A 20,048-nucleotide genomic window follows, 5' to 3' on the forward strand; every position below is an offset into this window, starting at 1 on the left:
GGGGGAGCAGCGGGGGAGCGCGGGCCGCGCCCGGCGCCCCGGCGCTCGGCGGGGGAGGCGTCATCGGGCCCCTCGGGCGTGCCGGGCGATGTGACGCAGTGCCTCGGCGAACTCCTCGGCCACGCGGCGCACGGTCGCCGTGTCGTGGACGGCGGGGCGGTGGTGCCAGGTGAAGGCGAGGCGGCCGTCCTGCACCGCGCCCACCACCTCCACCAGGTGGGAGCCGCCGTCCCTGGGGTCGTGGTCCTGGCCGAAGGAGCCGTGCTCGGCCCGGACCAGGCCGCCGCCGTCGGAGGCCTCCGGGCGGCTGTCCCACTGGCCGAGGTAGTTGAACACCACCCCGCCCTGCCCACCGGCGGCGAGGCGCTCGCGGACCTCGGGCGGGCCGAAGGTGCGCAGCGCGCCGAAGCCCAGCCCGTTGCCGGGCACCTCGCGCAGCCGCCGCCGCACCGACTTCACCAGCGAGCGCCAGTCGCGGTCCGGGCCGAAGTCGTCGGGTGCGGGCACCTGGAGGGCGACCGGGTAGACGGTGGTGAACCAGCCGACCGTGCGGGAGAGGTCCACGCCGTCGAGCACGTCCTCGCGGCCGTGGCCCTCCAGGTCCAGCCGGACCAGGTCGCGCCCGGTCCAGCGGGCCAGGGCCAGGGCCAGCGCGGCCAGCAGCACGTCGTTGACCCGGGTGCGGTAGGCGGTCGGGGCGGCCCGCAGCAGGGCCTCCGTGTCCTCCGGCGCCAGCTCCACGGTCACCGCCGCGGTCTCGGCCGGGACAGCCCCGGCGGGGCGGTCCGGCGCGACCGCCTCGGCGGCCACCGCCTGCTCCCAGTAGGGCAGTTCGTGGTCCAGGCCGCCCCCGGCGACGTGGGCCGCCAGCCCGAGCGCCCACTCCCGGAAGGAGGTGCCGCGCCCCCCGAGCGCGACCGGGCCGCCCTGCACGGCCTGCCGGTAGCCGCTCTCCAGGTCGTCGCGCAGGACCCGCCAGGAGACGGCGTCCACGACCAGGTGGTGCGCGACCAGCAGCAGGAGGGCGGGCCGACCGGGGTCGCCGGTGAACAGAGCCGCCCGCAGCAGCGGGCCGGTGGCCAGGTCGAAGCCGGTGTGCAGCTCGTCGGCGGCCTTCTGCACGGCCGCGTCGGCCTCCTCGGCGGACAGTCCGGTCAGGTCGTGCCGGACCAGGACGTCGTCGGTGCGGGCGGGCGGCGGGTTGAACTGGTGCCAGCCGTCCTCGTCCCGGGTGAACCGCATCCGCAGGGCGTCGTGGTGCTCCAGCAGGGCGTCCAGGGCGGCGCGCAGCGCGTCCGGGTCGGGGTCGGCGCCGAGCTCCAGCAGCGTCGACTGGTTGAAGTGCCGGTGCGCGGCGCGCGGGGTGGTCAGGAACCACTCCTGGATGGGGGTGAGCGGCACCTCTCCGGTCACCGGGCCCTCGCCGCCGCCCTGCGGGGCGGCGCGCACCACGGCGGCCAGCTCGGCCAGGGTCTGGTGGGTGAACAGGTCCCGGGTGGCCAGGTGCAGGCCGTCCCTGCGCAGCCGCGACACCACCTGCATGCTCAGGATGGAGTCACCGCCCAGGGCGAAGAAGTTGTCGTCGGCGCCGATCCCCTCGACGCCCAGGACGTCGGCCCAGATGCGGGCGACCCGGCGCTCGGTGTCGGTGCGCGGCGCGACCCGCGGCCCGGCGGCGGCCTGCGCCGGGCCGGGGTCGGGCAGGGCCCGCCGGTCGGTCTTGCCGTTCGGGGTCAGCGGCAGCCGTTCCAGCGGCACGAACACGGACGGGATCATGTGCGGCGGCAGCAGCGCGGCCAGGTGCGCGCGCAGCTCCAGCACCGGCGCCCGCTCCGGCAGCGGGTCGGGGCCGTCCGCCGGGACGACGTAGGCCACCAGCCGGCCGGGGCCCGCCGCCGCCCCCTCGCCGGGCGCGTCGGAGCGCACGGTGACGACCGCGTCGCGCACCAGCGGGCTGCGCCGCAGCGCGCTCTCGACCTCGCCCGGCTCGATCCGGAAGCCGCGCAGCTTGACCTGGTCGTCCAGACGGCCGACGAAGCGCAGGTCGCCGTCGGCGTGACGGCGCACCAGGTCGCCGGTGCGGTACATCCGTTCCCCCGGCGCGCCGAACGGGTCGGCGAGGAACCGCTGGGCGGTCAGGCCCGGGCGGCCCAGGTACCCCCGGGCCAGGCCGGGACCGGCCACGTACAGCTCGCCGGTGGCGCCGGGCGGGACCGGCCGCAGGGCGGTGTCCAGGACGTACCCCCGGGCGGCTCCGGCCGGGCGGCCGATCGGCGGCGCGCCCGCGCCCGGTGCCAGCGGGCCGGTCCAGGTGGCCACCACGGTGGCCTCGGTGGGACCGTACGAGTTGATCATCCGGCGGCCGGGGGCCCAGACGTCGACCAGGTCGGCCGGGCAGGCCTCGGCGCCGACGATCAGGGTGCGCAGGGCGGGCAGGGCGCCCGCCGTCCCCGGCTCCACGGTGGCCAGCGCGGCCGGGGGGATCAGCGTGTGGCTGATCCGCCGCTCGGCGAGCACCTCGGCCAGCCGCTCGCCGACCAGCGGCCCCTCCTCGCCGGTGACCAGCGCGGCCCCGCTGAGCAGGGAGACGCACAGTTCCAGCACGGAGGCGTCGAAGCTGGGCGAGGCGAACTGCAGCACCCGGTCGCCGGGGCCCGCCGCGTACTGCTCGGCGGCGGCCGCGGCGAAGCCGGCCAGCCCCCGGTGGGTCACCACCACGCCCTTGGGCGTGCCGGTGGAGCCGGAGGTGTAGATGACGTAGGCGGGGTGGCCGGGGGTGAGCGGGGCGGTGCGGTCGGCGTCGGTGGGCGCCGTCTGCGGGCCGTCGTCGGCCCACAGCCCGGCCGGGTCGTCGAGCACCAGGAAGGCACCCGCGTCCCGCACCATGAACTCCCGGCGCCCGGCCGGGTAGTCCGGGTCCACCGGCAGGAAGGCGCCGCCGGCCTTGGCGACGGCGAGCTGCGCCAGCACGATCTCCGCCGCGCGGGGCAGCGCCAGCGCGACCAGCCGCTCCGGCCCCACGCCCTGCCCGATGAGCCGGTGGGCCAGCCGGTTGGCCGCCCGGTCCAGCTGCGCGTAGGTCAGCTCCCGGCCGCCGTCCAGCAGCGCCGGCGCGTCCGGGGTAAGGGCCGCCTGGCGCTCGAACAGCTGCGGCAGGGTCGCCTCGGGTACCGGGCGGAAGGTGCCCTGCGCCTGCTCCAGCAGGGCCTTCAGCTCCGCGTCGGAGGTCAGCGGCAGCGCGCCGACCGGGCGCGCCGGGTCCTCCGCGACGGCGGTGAGCAGGGCGCCGAGCTGGTCCGCCATCCGCTGGGCGGTGGCCGCGTCGAACAGGTCGGTGTTGTAGGTGATCAGGCCGTGCAGCGCGCCGGACTCGGCCTCGGCGAACTCCAGGGTGAGGTCGAAGGCCGCCTGCTCCAGCTCGGTCTCGACGTCCGTGACCTCCAGGCCCGGCAGGTCGAGGTCGGCCGACGGGGTGTTCTGCAGCACGACCATGACCTGGAAGAGCGGGGTGCGGCTGGTGTCCCGGGCCGGCTGCACCTCGTCCACCACCCGTTCGAACGGCACGTCCTGGTGGGCGAAGGCGTCCAGCACGGTCTGCCGGACGTCGGCCAGCAGCCCGGTGAAGGGCTGCCGGGGCTGGACGCGCGAGCGCAGCACCAGGGTGTTGACGAAGAAGCCGACCAGGTTCCGGGTCTCGGGCCGGTCGCGGCCGGAGGTGACGGTGCCGACGGCGATGTCGTCGTCGCCGCTGAGCCGGGCCAGGTACGCCTGGGCGGCGGCGACGAGCGTGGTGAACAGGGTGGTTCCCTGCTCGCGGCCGATCCGGGCCAGGCGGCGGGCGGTCCGGGCGGGCAGCTCCAGCCGGGTGGCGGCGCCGTTGCCGGTGCGCACCGCGGGCCGGGGCCGGTCGGTGGGCAGCCGCAGCGGTTCGGTCCCGGCCAGCTGCTGCTTCCAGTAGCCGAGCTGGTCGTCGGAGCCGCCGCTGCTGCGCTGCCAGTGCGCGTAGTCGGCGTACTGCACCGGCAGCGGCGGCAACGGGCCCTCGGCGGAGCCGAGTTCGGCGCGGTAGAGATGGGCCAGGTCGTTCAGCAGGACGGAGGTCGACCAGCCGTCGGTGACGATGTGGTGCAGGCTGAGGGCCAGTACGTGCTCGTCCTCGGCCAGCCGCACCAGGGCGGTGCGCAGCAGCGGCCCCCGGCGCAGGTCGAAGGGGCGGGCCCGCTCCTCGGCCAGCAGCCGGCGCAGTGCCGACCGGCGCTGCTCCTCGGGCAGATGGGACAGGTCGTGCAGCGGCAGCGGCAGCGGCTGCGGTGGGTGGACGGTCTGCACGCCCCGGCCGTCGGCGCTGTCGAAGGTGGTGCGCAGCGACTCGTGCCGGGCCGCCAGCGCGGTCAGGGCCGCGCCCAGCGCGCCGGTGTCCGTGCTGCCGCGCAGCCGCAGCGCCAGTGCGGTGGTGTACTCGGTGCCGCCGGGCGCGAACTCCTCCAGGAACCACAGCCGTTGCTGGGCGTACGACAGGGGCGCCGCCGCGTCGCGGGCGACCGGGACGATGGCGCCGCCGCCCTGCTGCCGCCGCTCGGTGAGCAGGCGGGCCAGCCCGGCCGGTGTGGGGTGGGTGAACACCGCCCGGGGGTGAGGTCGGTGCCGAACTCCTCGGCCAGGCGGGAGGTGAGCCGGATGCTGAGGATGGAGTCGCCGCCCAGCTGGAAGAAGCCGTCCTCGACACCGGGCGGCCGGATGCCCAGGACCTCGCCGAAGACCTGCGCGGTGCGGCGCTCGGCCTCGGTGCGCGGCGCGACCGGCTCGCCGCGGCCGGTGCCGGGGTCCGGCTCCGGCGCGGGCAGGGCCGCCCGGTCGACCTTGCCGTTGCCGGTCAGCGGGAGGGCGGCGAGCGGGACGAAGGCGGAGGGCACCAGGTAGTCCGGCAGCGTACGGGCGGCGAAGGCCCGCAGCTCCTCCGGGTCGTCCGCGGCCGGGCCGACCACGTACGCCACCAGCCGCTTGGCACCGGGCCGGTCCTCGCGGGCGAGCACGGCGACGTCCTCGACGTCCGGGTGGGCCGCGAGCGCGGCCTCCGCCTCGCCGGGCTCCACCCGGAAGCCGCGGATCTTCACCTGGTCGTCCGCGCGGCCCAGGAACTCCACGGCGCCGTCCGGACGCCGCCGGGCCAGGTCGCCGGTGCGGTACATGCGGGCGCCGGGCGGCCCGGCGGGGTCGGCGAGGAAGCGCGCGGCGGTGTCGCCGGCGCGGCCCAGGTAGCCCCGGGCCAGGCCCTCGCCCGCAACGAACAGCTCGCCCGCGCAGCCCGGCGGGACCGGCCGCAGGCGTCCGTCCAGGACGTGCACGCGGGTGTCGTCCAGGGGGTGGCCGATGGGCACGGTGCCGGGCACCGCCGCCGGGTCGACGAGGGCGAAGGAGGTGGCGAAGGTCGTGGTCTCGGTGGGTCCGTAGCCGTCCACCACACTCAGGCCGGGGCAGGCGGCCAGGACCCGGCGCACGGCCGCGGCGGGCACCGCGTCGCCGCCGGTCCACAGCCGGCGCAGGCCCGCGAAGCAGTCCGGCGCGTCCTGGGCCAGCAGCCGGAAGAGTCCGGCGGTCAGCCACAGCGCCGTCAGCCCGCCCTCACCGCACAGCCGCCGCAGCAGCGCCGCGTCCGGCGGCCCGTCGGGGGCCACGACCACGCAGCCGCCGTTGAGCAGCGGGGCCCACACCTCGAAGGTGGCGGCGTCGAAGGCGGTCGGCGAGTGCAGCAGCACCCGGGCGCAGCTGCCGTCGGCGAAGCGGCTGTCGGTGGCCAGCGAGGCCACGTCGCGGTGGCGGACCGCCACCGGCTTGGGCTGCCCGGTGGAGCCGGAGGTGAACATCACGTACGCCAGCCGGTCCGGGTCGGCCGCAGGCGCGGGGCGGGCCGGTTCCGTGGCGGCGTCGGTGCGTGCGGCGGCGACCTGGTCGGCGGTGAGTCGGACCCGCGCGCCCGCCTGGGCGAGCAGGGCGCGGCGGCGCTCCTCGGGGGCCCGGGTGTCCAGCGGCAGGTAGGCGCCGCCCGCCTTGAGCACCGCCAGCTGGGCGACGACCAACTCGGCCGAGCGGTCCATCGCCAGCGCCACCCGGTCCTCGGCTGCCAGGCCGTCGGCCAGCAGCCGGGAGGCCAGCCGGTCGGACCAGTCCGCCAGTTGACGGTACGTCAGTTCTCGGTCGCGGTCCCGCAGGGCGACCGCCCCGGGGGCGCGCCGGGCCTGCTCGGCGAAGACCTGCACCGGGCTGCCGGGGGCCGCCGGGCGGGCGGTGGCCTGCCAGGACGCCAGCAGCTCCCGGTCGGCCGCGGTGAGCAGCTCCAGCTCGCCGAGGTCGCCGTCGACGCCGTCGGCCAGGGCGGTGAGCAGTACGGCCAGCCGCTCCGCCGCGCGCTCCACGGTGGCGCGGTCGAACAGCGCCGGGTCGTAGGCCAGGTCGAAGCCGAGCCGCTCGGCCAGGTGGGCGCGCAGGCACCAGGGGAAGGTGGTGGCGTCGTCGGCGCGCACCTCCCGCACGTGCACGCCGGTCCGGGCGGCGGCCGACTCGTCGACCGGGTAGTTCTCGAACACCAGCATGCTGTCGAACAGCGGCTCGCCGGACGGCACGCCGCTCAGCGCCTGGACCCGGGTCAGCGCCAGGTGGTCGAAGCGCCGGCTGTCGCTCTGCCGCTCCTGCAGCTCCCGCAGCCAGGGCCGCACGCCGCCGGCGGGTATCCGGACCCGGGTCGGCACGGTGTTGATGAACAGCCCGATCATCGACTCGACGCCGGGCAGCTCCGCCGGGCGCCCGGAGACGGTGGTGCCGAACACCACGTCGTCGCTGCCGCTGTAGCGGGCCAGCAGCAGCGCCCAGGCACCCTCCAGCACGGTGTTGACGGTCAGTCCGGCGCGGGCGGCGGTCTCCCGCAGCCGGTTGGAGACCGTCTCGTCCAGCTCGTGGCGGACGGCCTCGGTGGAGCGGGCCCGGTGCGCCTCGGCGGGCGTGCGGTCGTACGGCAGCGGGGTGCGGGCGGTGAAGCCGTCCAGGGCGTCGGCCCAGTGCCGCTCGGCCGCCTCCTGGTCCTGCCCGTCCAGCCAGCGCAGGAAGTCCGCGAACGGCCGTCGGGCGGGCCGGGGCCGCTGCGGGCCGCCGGTCAGCGCGGCGTACGCCTCGCACACCTCGGTGAGCAGCAGCCCGGTGCTCCAGCCGTCCAGGATCAGGTGGTGGGCGGACCACAGCAGCAGTACCTCCTCGCCGTCCAGGGCGGCCAGGGTGAGCCGGGTGAGCGGGGCGGCGGCCAGGTCCATGCCGGTGGCCCGCTCCTCGGCCAGCAGCCGCTCGGTCTCCTGCTCCCGCCGCTCGGGCGGCAGACCGCGCCAGTCCAGGTGCGTGACGGGCAGGTCGGCGCGGTGGTGGACGACCTGCACCGGGTGCGGCAGGCCGCGCCAGTGCACGCTGGTGCGCAGCGCCGGGGTGCGGTCGGCGACCTGCTGCCAGGCCGTGGCGAACGCCAGCGGGTCGGCCACCCCGGACAGCCGGATCGCGGTCCGGTCGACGTAGGCGCCCTCGGTGCCGACCAGCCCGTGGAAGACCATCCCGGACTGCAGCGGCGTCAGCGGCAGGACGTCGGCGACCTCCCGCCCGTCGCCGACCAGCCGGTCCAGCCGGTCCTGGTCCAGCCCGGCGAGCGGGAAGTCGGAGGGGGTGCGGCCGCCGCTGCCGGGGCGGGCGCAGTGCGCCGCGATGTCGCGCAGGGCGGCGCACATCTCCTCGGCCAGCCGGCGCACGGTGGCCTCGTCGTAGACGTCCGCCGGGTAGGTCCAGCCCAGTTCGAGGCTTCCGTCCTGGACCGCCCCGGTGATGTCCAGTAGGTAGGGGCGGGGCTCGTCCGGGTCGGTGTCGCCGCCGGCCGGGGGCAGCGAGCCCCGGTACAGGCCGGGGGAGTCCGTGCCGGAGCCGGTGTTCCAGTGCCCGTGGTAGTTGAAGCCCACGGCCGGTGCCGGGGCGTCGGCCAGGGGGCTGTCGGGCAGCAGGTACCGCAGCGCGCCGTGGCTCAGCCCGTGCAGCGGGACGGCGCGCAGCTGCTCCTTGACCGAGCGCAGCGTGTCGTGCCAGCCGGCGTCGGGGGCGACGGTCAGGGCGAGCGGGAACTCGGCGGTGAACCAGCCCACCGTCCGGGACAGGTCGACGTCGTCGAAGAGATCCTCACGGCCGTGGCCCTCGACGCCGATCAGCACGGTGTCGCGCCCGCACCAGCGGGCCAGGGTCCGGCCCAGGGCGCTCAGCAGGACGTCGTTCACCTGGGTGCGGTAGACCTCGGGCAGCTGCCGCAGCAGCGCGTCGGTGGCCTGCCGGTCCAGCGCCACGGTGACGGTGGCGGCGGCGCCGTGGGTGTTGCGGCCGGGCCGCCCGGCGGGCAGCTCGGCCGGGGCCGCGCAGGTGCGGGCCCAGTGGTCGGCGTCGGCGGCCAGCGCGCCGGAGCGGGTGTGCTGCTCCAGCCGGGCGGCCCAGCGGCCGTAGGACGTGCCCGCCGGGGGCAGCTCGACCGGCCGATCGGCCTCGGCCGCCCGGTACGCCGCCTCCAGGTCGGCCAGCAGGATGCGCCAGGAGACGCCGTCCACGGCCAAGTGGTGCACAGTGACGACGAGTTGGCCCGGCTGCTCGGCGCCGCGGTCGAAGAACAGCACCCGGGCCATCCGGCCCGCGCCGGGGTCGAGCGACGCGCGGGCGTGGTCCGTGGCGCGTCGCACCTCGGCCTCCAGCGCCTCCGCCGGGAGGCCGGCCACGTCGTGCCGGGTGAAGACGGCGTCCGCCGACCCGTCCGTGACCTCCTGCCGCCAGTCGGCGCCGGTGCGGCGGAAGCGGGTGCGCAGCGCCGGGTGGTGGTGGACCAGGGCGAGGGCCGCCCGGCGCAGCGCCGACGGGTCGGTGCCGGGGGCCAGTTCCAGCCGCTGGGTCATGCTGAAGCGCAGGGCGTCGCCGGGGCGGCGGCCGTCGAGGTACCAGTGCTGGATCGGGGTGAGCGGCGCCTCGGCGGGCGGGGCGTCCCTGTCGGCGTCCGGCCGGACCGGCGCCGATTCGCCTGCCCGCAGGGCCAGTTCGGCCACGCTCTGGTAGCGGAAGATGTCCTTGGTGGTGAGCGCGAGCCCGGCGGCACGGGCGCGGGAGACGATCTGGATGCTGAGGATGGAGTCGCCGCCGAGCGCGAAGAAGTTGTCCTGCGCGCCCACCCGCTCCAGGCCCAGCACCTCGGCCCAGATCGCGGCCAGCCGCTCCTCGGTGCCGGTCCGCGGTGCGGTGTACGGGGTGGCGCGGTCGGGCTGCTCGGGCGGGGCGGGCAGCGCGCGGCGGTCGGTCTTGCCGCTGGTGGTGCGCGGGATGCGGTCCAGTGGGACGAACGCGGCGGGCACCATGTGGTCCGGCAGCGTCCGCCGCAGCCGGGCCCGCAGCTCCTCGGCGGGCGGCACCCGGTCGGCGCCGGGCACCAGGTAGCCGACGAGCATCAGCCGGCCGGCGTGCTCGCGGGCGGTGACCACGGCGTCGGCGACGTCCGGGTGGTCCAGCAGGGCGGCCTCGATCTCGCCGGGCTCGATGCGGAAGCCGCGGATCTTGATCTGCTCGTCGACCCGGCCGAGGAACTCCAGCAGCCCGTCCCCGTCCCGGCGGGCCCGGTCGCCGGTGCGGTACATGCGCTCACCGGGCGGCCCGAACGGGTCGGGCAGGAAGCGGGCGGCGGTCAGGCCGGGCCGGTTCAGGTAGCCGCGCGCCACCTGCGCCCCGGCCAGGTACAGCTCGCCGGGCACGCCGGGCGGCACCGGCCGCAGCGCGCCGTCGAGCACGTACGCCCGCAGGTTGCGGCCGGGGCGGCCGATGGCCGGGCGGTCGGGGCGGTCCGTGCAGCGGCCGTAGACGGCGTCGACGGTGCACTCGGTGGGCCCGTACATGTTGTAGGCGGTCACGCCGAGCTGCTGCACCGCGCACAGCCCCGGCCAGGCGGCGGCCGGGACGGCCTCGCCGCCGACCAGCAGCAGCCGCGGGTGGTGCCGCCCGGGCGCGAGCAGCCCGGCCGAGGTGAGCTCGCGCAGGAAGGAGGGGGTGACGTTGACCAGGTCCAGGCGGCTCTCGGCGACCTGGGCGCAGAACGCCTCCGGGTCCATGCGCACCTCCTCGTCGATCAGGTGCACCTCCTGGCCGAGCGCGAGCAGGACCGGCCCCTCCCAGCTGGTGTCGAAGGAGAACGAGGCGCTGAGCGCGGCCCGCAGCCGGTGCCCGTCCCCGGTGTGCGGCGCGACCAGGCCCTCGCGGTGGTCCTGGCAGAGGTTGACCAGGTGGCGGTGTTCCACCGCGACGCCCTTGGGCCGACCGGTGGAGCCGGAGGTGTAGACGATGTAGGCGGTGTGCTGCGGCAGCAGCGGGCGGGTGCGGTCGGCGTCGGTGAGGTCGTGGGCGGGCAGCTGCTCCCAGGGCACCTCGCGCAGCGCGTCCGCCGTCAGCACCGTCCTCGGCCGGGCGTCCTCCAGCAGGTGGCGGACCCGTTCCTCGGGCAGCTCCTGGTCCAGGCAGAGCAGCGTGGCACCCGCCTTGAGCACCGCGAACAGCGCCACCAGCAGCTCCGAGGTGCGCGGCAGCCGGACCGCGACCACCTGCTCCGGGCCCGCGCCGAGGGCGGCGAGGTGGCGGGCCAGCCGGTTGGCCCGCCCGTTGAGCGCGGCGTAGTCCAGGGTGGCGTCCCGGGCCACCAGGGCAGTGGCGTGCGGGGTGCGGGCGGCCTGCGCCTCGAACAGGGCCGCGAAGTCGGTGTCCGGCACGGGCACCGATCCGCCCCGGCTCTGCCGGAGCACCAGCCGCTGCTCGTCGGCCGTCATCAGCGGCAGCGCGCCGACGGCGGTGCCCGGGTCCTCGGCCGCGGCCTCCAGCAGCGTCCGCAGCCGGGCGGCCAGCCGCTCGGCGGTGTCCGCGTCGAACAGGCCGGTGCTGTACTCCAGGTAGCCGGTCAGCGCGCCGTCGCGCTCGACGAAGTCGAAGGCCAGGTCGAAGCCGGCGTGCCGGATCGGCGGCGCCACCGGCTCCACCTCCAGGCCGGGCAGCCGGGGCACCTCGGCGCCCAGGTTGTGCAGCGCCACCATCACCTGGAACAGCGGGGTGCGGCTGGTGTCGCGCTCCGGCTGGAGGGCGTCCACCAGCCGTTCGAAGGGCACCTCCTGGTGGGCGAACGCGTCCAGGACGGTGTCGCGCGCCTCGGCCAGCAGCTCGCGGAAGGACAGCTCCGGGCGGACCGTGCCGCGCAGCACCAGGGTGTTGACGAACATGCCGACCACGTCGGCGAGTTCGGGCCGCTCCCGGCCGGAGGTGACGGTGCCGACGGCGATGTCCTGCTGGCCGGTCCAGCGGGCGAGCAGCACCTGGCAGGCGGCCAGCAGGGTCATGTAGAGGGTGGCGTCGGCCTCCCGGCCCCGGGCGCGCAGCCGCTCGGTCAGCTCGGCCGGCAGCGTGAAGGCGACCAGGGCGCCCTCGCGGGTGCGCACGGCGGGCCGGGGCCGGTCGGTGGGCAGCTCCAGCGGGGCCGAGCCGTCCAGGGTCCGGCGCCAGTGGGCGAGGTCCGCCTCGGCCCGGTCGGTGCGGGAGCGCTGCCAGGCGGCGTAGTCGGCGTAGCGCACCGGCAGGGCGGGCAGCCCGGGGCCGCGGTTCTCGTGCGCCGCCGCGTACAGCTCGCCCAGGTCCCGGCCCAGGACGGCCACCGACCATCCGTCGGTGGCGATGTGGTGCACCGCCAGCACGAGCACGTGCTCGTCCTCGGCGCAGCGCACCAGCCGGGCCCGCAGCAGCGGCCCGGCGGCCAGGTCGAAGGGGGTGGCGGCGACCCGCTCCAGCAGCGCGTCCAGGGCCGCCGGGGGCTCCCCGGTGAGGTCGTCGTACGCCAGCGCGACCGGGTGCGGCGGGTGCACGACCTGCCGCGCCCGCCCGTCCTGCTCGGCGAAGGTGGTGCGCAGCGCCTCGTGCCGGGCCACCAGGCCGTCCAGGGCGGCGCGCAAAGCGCCCTGGTCCAGCGGGCCGCGCAGGCGCAGCACGGACAGGGTGGTGAACTCGGTGCTGCCCGGCTCGAACCGGTCCAGGAACCACAGCCGCTGCTGGGCGTAGGACAGCGGCGGCTCGGCGTCCGGGGCCGCGGCGGGGATGGCGTCGGCCGAGGGGGCGCCGTCCCCGGCCGGGTCGCCGAGCGCGGCGGCCAGCTCCGCCAGGGTGGCGTGGGTGAACAGCAGCCGGGGCGAGACGTCCGCGCCGAAGGCCGCGCGCAGCCGCGAGGTGACCCGGATGGCCAGGATGGAGTCGCCGCCGAGGGCGAAGAAGTTGTCGTCGGCGCCGACCTCGGCGGTGTCCAGGACGTCCGCCCACGCGGCGGCGACCAGCTGTTCGGCGCGGCTGCGCGGGGCGGTGCGGTGGCGCCCGGCGGCGAAGCCGTCCGGGCCGGGCGCGGGCAGGGCGCGCCGGTCGAGCTTGCCGTTGACGGTCAGCGGCAGCGCCGCCATCGGGACGTAGGCGGCGGGCACCATGTACGCCGGCAGCAGGCGCTCCAGGTGGGTGCGCAGCTCGGCGGCGGACGGCGGCTCCGCGGCCCGCCCGGCGGCGACGACGTGCGCCACCAGCCGGCGGGTGCCGGAGGCGTCCTGGTGGACGCCCACGGTGGCGGCGCCCACGCCCGGGTGGGCGAGCAGGGCGGCCTCGATCTCGCCGGGCTCGATCCGGTAGCCGCGGATCTTCACCTGCTGGTCGGCCCGGCCCAGGTACTCCAGGGTGCCGTCGGCCCGCCAGCGGGCCCGGTCGCCGGTGCGGTACATCCGGGTGCCGGGCCGCCCGAACGGGTCGGCGACGAACCGGGTCGCGGTCAGACCGGGCCGGTTCAGGTAGCCCCGGGCCAGGCCCTCGCCCGCCACGTACAGTTCGCCCACCGCCGCCGGGGGCACCGGGGCCAGGTCGCCGTCGAGCAGGTACACCCGCAGGTCGGGGATGCCGGTGCCGATCGGCCCGGCGCCCCCGGCCCGGGCCGCCGCCCGGTCCAGCGGGGCCCAGGTGACGTGCACGGTCGTCTCGGTGATGCCGTACATGTTCACCAGCCGCGGCGCGGTGTCCGGGTGCCGGTCGTACCAGTCGGCGAGCCGGGTGACGTCCAGCGCCTCGCCGCCGAAGACCACCGTGCGCAGCGCCAGCCGGTCGCCGGTCGCCGGGTGTTCGGCGTCGGCGCGCACCAGCGGGTAGAACGCGGACGGGGTCTGGTTGAGGACGGTGACCTGTTCGTCGGCCAGCAGCCGCAGGAAGTCCTCCGGGGAGCGGGCGGTGTCCTCGGGCACGACGACGAGCCGGCCGCCGTGCAGCAGCGGGCCCCACAGCTCCCACACCGAGAAGTCGAAGGTGTAGGAGTGGAACAGCGTCCACACGTCGTCCGGGCCGAAGCCGAACCGGTCCCGGGTGCTGCTGAACAGCCGCACCACGTTGGCGTGCGGAACCACCACGCCCTTGGGGCGGCCGGTGGAGCCGGAGGTGAAGATGGCGTAGGCGGTGTTCTCCGGCAGCGGGCGGCGGGCCGGGTCCAATCCGGCGACCGGGCGCCGGGCCAGGTCGGCGCGCACCTGCGCGCTGTCCAGCGCCAGCACCGGCACGCCGGTGCCCCGCGCCACGTCGCCGGCCTCCTCGGAGGCGGTCACCAGCGCCACCGGCCCGGCGTCCCGCAGCAGTCCGGCGAGGCGTTCGGGCGGCAGCGCCGGGTCGATCGGCAGGTAGGCCGCGCCGGTCTTGAGGACGGCGAGGACGGCCACCACCAGGTCCACCGAGCGGGGCAGCGCCAGCGCCACGAACCGCTCCGGCGCAGCCTGCAGCTCGGCCAGCCGGTGGGCCAGCCGGCCGGCCCGGGCGTCCAGTTCGGCGTAGTCGAGGCGTTCGCCGCCGAAGCTGACCGCCTCGGCGTGCGGGGTGCGGGCGGCCTGCGCCTCGAAGAGGTCCACCAGGGTCTGCTCCGGGCGGCCCTCGGCGGCGCCGTTCCAGTCGGCCAGCAGCCGCCGCCGCTCCCCGGCGGTGGTCCAGGCCAGGGCGCGCAGCGGACGGTCCAGGTCGTCGGCCAGTTCGGTGAGCAGCAGGCAGAGCCGGTCGGCCAGGGTGCGCACGGTCGACGCGTCGAACAACTCCGGGTCGTAGGCCAGGTCGAAGCCCAGCCGCTCGCCCTGGTAGGCCCGCAGCACCAGTGGGTAGTTGGTGGCGTCGCGGGAGTCCACGCCGGCCAGGCGGACGCCGGAGCCGGCCGTGCGGGTCTCGTCGAAGGGATAGTTCTCGAAGGCGACCATGCTGTCGAACAGCGCGCTGCCGGACGGCACGTCGCTCAGGCCGGTCAGCTCGGCCAGCGACACCGCGGCGTGGCGCCGCGCCTCGGCCTGCGCCTGCTGCAGCTCCCGGAGCCAGTCGGCGGCGGTGCGCCCGCCGTCCACCCGCACCCGGGTGGGCAGGGTGTTGATGAACATGCCGATCATCGACTCGACGCCGGGCAGCTCGTCCGGGCGTCCGGAGACGGTCGTCCCGAACAGCACGTCCGGCTCGGCGCTGTAGCGGGACAGCAGCAGCGCCCAGGCGCCCTGGACCAGGGTGCCCAGGGTCAGCCCGGCCCGCCGGGCGGTGCGGGCCAGCCGGTCGGACCCCTCCGCGGACAGCCCGGCCGGGTGGACGCCCGCCGACCGGGTCCGGTGGACCCCGCGCCGGATCCGGTCGGCGGGCAGCGGGGTCGGGGCGGCGAAGCCGTCCAGCACGCCCCGCCAGTGCTCGCGGGCGCCCTCGGGCTGCTGCTCGGCCAGCCAGCGCACGTAGTCGCCGAAGGGTCGGCGCACGGACGGCCGCGCCGCGGCGCCGGTGGTCAGCGCCGCGTACTCCTCGAAGACGTCGGTGAGCACCTGGGCCAGGCTCCAGCCGTCCAGGATCAGGTGGTGGGAGGTCCACAGCAGGTGCAGTCGCGCGTCGGGCAGCCGGACCAGGGTCAGCCGCATCAGCGGCGCGGCGCCGATGTCCACGCCCCGGGCCAGGTCGTCGGCGCGCAGCCGGGCCAGCCGGTCGTCCCGCTGCTGCGGGTCGGCGGCCCGCAGGTCCAGCTGGGTCACCGGGATCACGGCGGTGCGGTGCACGACCTGGAGCGGTACCGGCACGCCCTCCCACACCACCGAGGTGCGCAGGGCGGGGGTGCGGTCGGCCACCCGCTGCCAGGCGGCGGCCAGAGCGTCCGGGTCGGCCACGCCCTCCAGCAGCAGCGCGGCCTGGTCGACGTAGACGTCGTCCGGCCCGCCGACCAGGCGGTGGAAGAGCATGCCCTCCTGGAGCGGGGTGAGCGGCAGCAGGTCCTCCACCTCCCGCCCCGCGCCGACCAGCCGGTCCACGGCCGCCTGGTCCAGCCGGGCCAGCGGGAAGTCGGAGGGGGTGCGCCCGCCCGCGTCCGGGCGGGCGCAGTGCTCGGCGATGGCGGCCAGCGCGGCGGCCATGGCGTCGGCCAGGGCGCGGACGGTCTCCGCGTGGTGCACCTGGTCGCTGTAGTGCCAGGTGATCTCCAGCTCGCCGTCGGCCACCACCGCGGTCACGTCCAGCAGGTGGTCCAGCGGCTCGTCGGGGGCGATGTCCCGGCCGGGGGCGTCCCCGGCCGGGGCGAAGTCGCCGCCTGCGGGGGCCGTCCACTGGCCGTGGTAGTTGAAGGACACCTGCGGCAACGGCGCCTCCCGCAGCGCCCGGGCGGCGGCGTCCGGCGAGCCGAGCCGGGCCAGCGCCTCGTAGCCCAGGCCGTGCCGGGGCACGGCCCGCAGCCGCTCCTTGACGCCCTTCAGGGTGGCGGCCCAGTCGGGCGCCCCGGCCGGTCCGACCGGGGCCAGGGTGACCGGGTACTGGCTGGTGAACCAGCCGACCGTGCGGGAGACGTCGGGGTGCTGCCCGGCCGGGCCGCCGAGGTCCTCCCGGCCGTGGCCCTCCAGGGCGACGGCCACCCGCGGCGCGCCGGTCCAGTCGGCGAGCGCCCGGCCCAGCGCGCTCAGCAGCACGTCGTTGACCTGGGTGCGGTACACCCCCGGAACCCGGCGGAGCAGGGCCTCGGTGGTGGCGCGGTCGGTCCGGGTGCGGACGGTGCGCACGGTTCCGGCGAGCGGGGTGCCGGGCCGGTCCACCGGCAGGGCGGCGGCGGGCGCCAGGGCCTCGGCCGTCCAGTGCGGCAGGTCGGCGTCGAAGCCCCCGTCACGCACCCGCTCGGCCAGGTGCCGGGCCCAGTCGGTGAACGGGGTGTGCTCGGGCTCCAGCTGCGGCGGCTCGCCCGCCGCGGCCTGCCGGTAGGCCTGTTCCAGGTCGGCCAGCAGCAGCCGCCAGGAGACGCTGTCCACGGCCAGGTGGTGGGCGGTCAGGAAGAGTTGCGGCCGGGCCCCGTCCGACGGCGGCAGCAGGACCGCGCGCAGCAGGGCGCCGGTCTCCGGGTCCAGCGCCGCGCGGGCGGCGTCGGCGGCCCGGAGCCGGGCGTCCTGGACGGCCTGCGGGTCGGCGGCGTCCGCGGCCGGGTCGTGCCGGGTCAGCAGCCCGGCGGCGGGGGCCGCGCCGGGCTGCTGCACCCAGGCGTCCCCGGTGCGGGTGAAGCGGGTGCGCAGCGCCGGGTGGGCGGCCACCAGCGCGTGCAGCGCCTGCTCCAGGGCCCGCTCGTCCAGGTCGCGCGGCAGGTCCAGCAGCAGCGACATGCTGAAGTGGCGCAGCGGGCCGTGGGCGGCGAAGAACCACTCCTGGACCGGGGTCAGCGGGGCGGGCCCGTCATCGTGCGGCCGCCGGGGCGCGGCCGGGGCCGGGTCCGGGCGGGCCGCGGCGGCGAGGTCGGCCACGGTCTGGTGCCGGAAGACGTCCCGCGAGCTGAGCTGGAGCCCGGCGGCGCGGGCCCGGGAGACGGCCTGGATGCTCAGGATCGAGTCGCCGCCCAGCTCGAAGAAGTTGTCGGTGACGCCCACCCGCGCCACGCCCAGCACCTCGGCCCAGACCCCGGCCAGGACCTCCTCGTCGGGGGTGCGCGGGGCGACGAACTCCCGCTGCCGCCCGTCGCCCTCGGGGTCGGGGGCGGGCAGCGCGCGGCGGTCCAGCTTGCCGCTGGCGGTCAGCGGCAGGGCGTCCAGCGCGGTGAAGGAGGACGGCACCAGATGGTCGGGCAGCACCCGCCGCAGCGCCGCCCGCAGCTCGGCGCCGGACGGCGCTGAGCCCGGCGCGGCGGGCACCACGTAGGCCGCCAGCCGGGTGTGGCCGTGCGCGTCGGCGGCGGCCACGACCGCCGCCGCGCCGACCTCCGGCAGCTCCAGCAGCGCCGCCTCGACCTCGCCCGGTTCGATCCGGTGGCCGCGCACCTTGACCTGGTCGTCGGCGCGCCCGAGGTAGTCCAGGCGACCGTCGGCGGTCCAGCGGGCCAGGTCGCCGGTGCGGTACATGCGCTCGCCCGGCGCCCCGAAGGGGTCGGGCAGGAACCGCGCCGCGGTCAGGCCCGGGCGGCGGGTGTAGCCGCGGGCGACCTGGGCGCCCGCCAGGTACAGCTCGCCGCCGACGCCGGGCGGCACCGGCGAGAGCCGCCCGTCCAGGACGTACGCGCGGGTGTTGGGCAGCGGGCGGCCCACCAGCGGGCGGTCCTGTCCGGCGATGCGGCAGGCCAGCGCGTCGACCGTGCACTCGGTGGGGCCGTAGAAGTTGTACGCGGCCACGTCCGCCGCCGCCAGCTCGCGCCACAGGCCGGGGCCGACCGCCTCGCCGCCGAGCATCAGCACCCGGGGGCGGTGGCGCGGATCGGTGAGCAGCCCGGCGGGCAGCAGCTGCGCCAGGTACGAGGGGGTCACGTCGAGGAAGTCCACCCGGTGCCGGACCACGTACTCGACCAGGGCGGCCGGGTCCATCCGGGTCACCTCGTCCACCAGGTGCAGCGGGTGGCCGTCGGCCATCAGCAGCACCCCCTCCAGCGAGGTGTCGAAGGAGAACGACGCGGTCAGCGCCACCCGCAGCGGGCCGCCGCCCGCGTCGGCGACGAAGCCCGCCCGGTGGGCGGCCAGCAGGTTGGCCGTCGCGGCGTGCGGCACGGCGACGCCCTTGGGGCGGCCGGTGGAGCCGGAGGTGTGGATGACGTACGCGGTGTGGGCCGGCAGCAGCGGGGCGAGCCGGTCGGCGTCGCCCGGGTCGGTGTCGGGCGCGGTGGCGGGCACCGCGCGCAGCGCGGCCTCGTCCAGCACCAGGGCCGGCCGGGCGTCGTCCAGCAGGTAGCGGACGCGCTCGTCCGGCAGGGCCGGGTCCAGCGGCAGGTAGCCGGCGCCGGACTTCCACACCGCGAGGACGGCGGTGACCAGGTCGGCGGTGCGCGGCAGCCGCAGCGCGACCAGCTGTTCGGGTCCGGCCCCGAGGGCGATCAGCTGGTGGGCGAGCCGGTTGGCGCGGGCGTTGAGGGTCGCGTAGTCCAGCCGCTCGTCCCCGGCGACCAGCGCCAGGGCGTCCGGGGTGAGGGCCGCCCGGCGCTGGAAGAGCTCCGGCAGGGTGGCCGCGTCCACGGGGAGCGCGGTGGCGTTCCAGTCCCGGGTCACCCGGCGGGTCTCCTCGGCGGAGAGCAGCGGCAGGGTGTCCAGCGGCCGGTCCGGCGCGGCGGCGGCGCCCTCCAGCAGCCGCAGCAGCTGCTCGGCCGTCCGCCGCACGGTGGCCGCGTCGAACAGGTCGCTGCGGTACTCCAGCAGGCCGGTCAGCGCCGCGCCGTCCGGGACGAACTCCACGCTCAGGTCGAAGGTGGCGGCCTGCCGGGGCACCGCCACCGGGGTGATCCGCAGCCCCTGCGGCGCGGGCGCGGCGGGCGGGGCCGGGTGCAGCAGGACCATCACGTCGAACAGCGGGTTGCGGCCCGCCTCGCGCGGCGCGCCCACCGCCTCCACCAGCCGTTCGAAGGGCGTGTCGCCGTGCGCGAAGGCGTCGTTGACGGTTCCGGCGGCGGCCGCCAGCAGGTCGCGGAAGGACGCGGACCGCTCCACCGGGGTGCGCAGCACCACCGTGTTGACGAAGCAGCCGACGGCCCGCTCCAGGTCGGTGCGGGAGCGTCCGGGGGTCAGCGAGCCGACCGTGACGTCGTCCTGGCCGGACCAGCGGGCCAGCAGCGCCTGGACGGCGGCGACCAGGGTGGTGTACAGGGTGGTGTGCTGCTGCGCGGCCAGGTCGCGCAGCCGGGCCGTCAGCGGCGCGGGGACGGTGAAGCTGTGCACCCCGCCGGGACCGGCCTCCTCGCCGCGCCGGGGCCGGTCCAGTGGCGGCTCCGGCGCCACGGCCCCCGCCAACTGACCCCTCCAGTAGGCGAGGTGCTTCTCCAGCCGGGCGCCGGAGAGCTGCTCGCGCTGCCACACGGCGAAGTCCGGGTACTGGGCGGGCACGGGGGGCAGTTGAGGGTCGGCGCCCCGGGCCAGGGCGTCGTAGGCGGTGCACAGCTCGTCCAGCACCACGCCCATGGACCAGCCGTCGGTGACGATGTGGTGCGCGGTCAGCAGCAGCACGTGCGAGCCGTCCGGCGCGGGCACCAGCACGGCCCGCAGCAGCGGCCCCTGCCGCAGGTCGAACGGGCGGGAGTACTCCTCCAGCAGGACCGCGTCCAGGTGCTCCGGCGCGGTCGGTTCCCGCACCGGCAGCGGCACCGGGCCGGCCGGCCGCACGGTCTGCGCCGGGCGGCCGTCGGTCTCGTCGAAGATCGTCCGCAGCCCCTCGTGCCGGGCCACGACCAGGGCCAGCGCCCCGGCGAGGGCCCCGTGCTCCAGCGGCCCGGTGAAGCGCACCGCGACCGCGCTGTTGTAGCGCGGGTCGCCGGGGCGCAGCCGGTCCAGGAACCACAGGCGCTGCTGGACGGAGGAGAGCGGCAGCGGGCGGTCGCGGTCGGCGCGCGGGAGGGCCCGGTCGGCGCCGCCGCCCTCGCCGCCGGCGCGTCCGGCCAGCCGACGGCGCAGCGCTTCCTGCAGGTCCCCGGGCAGGGCCTGGGCGCGGTCTCGCTTGGAAGGCGTCATGGTCGTCGGGTC

Annotated in this window: 2 protein-coding genes; both read right to left on the reverse strand. The window is 77.4% G+C overall.

From position 1 onward, the window contains the following. Nucleotides 1–60: 60 nt before the first annotated feature. The gene (locus tag GXW83_RS33995) at nucleotides 61–4,497 is read right to left on the reverse strand and encodes a non-ribosomal peptide synthetase (RefSeq protein WP_225447483.1); all 4,437 of its coding nucleotides are present in this window, start codon (nucleotides 4,495–4,497) and stop codon (nucleotides 61–63) included. After that, the gene (locus GXW83_RS14630; protein ID WP_225446983.1) at nucleotides 4,392–20,036 is read right to left on the reverse strand and encodes a non-ribosomal peptide synthetase; all 15,645 of its coding nucleotides are present in this window, start codon (nucleotides 20,034–20,036) and stop codon (nucleotides 4,392–4,394) included. The genes GXW83_RS33995 and GXW83_RS14630 overlap by 106 nt, the downstream gene beginning before the upstream one ends. Nucleotides 20,037–20,048 lie beyond the last annotated feature (12 nt).

The sequence above is a fragment of the Streptacidiphilus sp. PB12-B1b genome, from assembly GCF_014084125.1.
In the GTDB taxonomy this organism is placed as follows: domain Bacteria; phylum Actinomycetota; class Actinomycetes; order Streptomycetales; family Streptomycetaceae; genus Streptacidiphilus.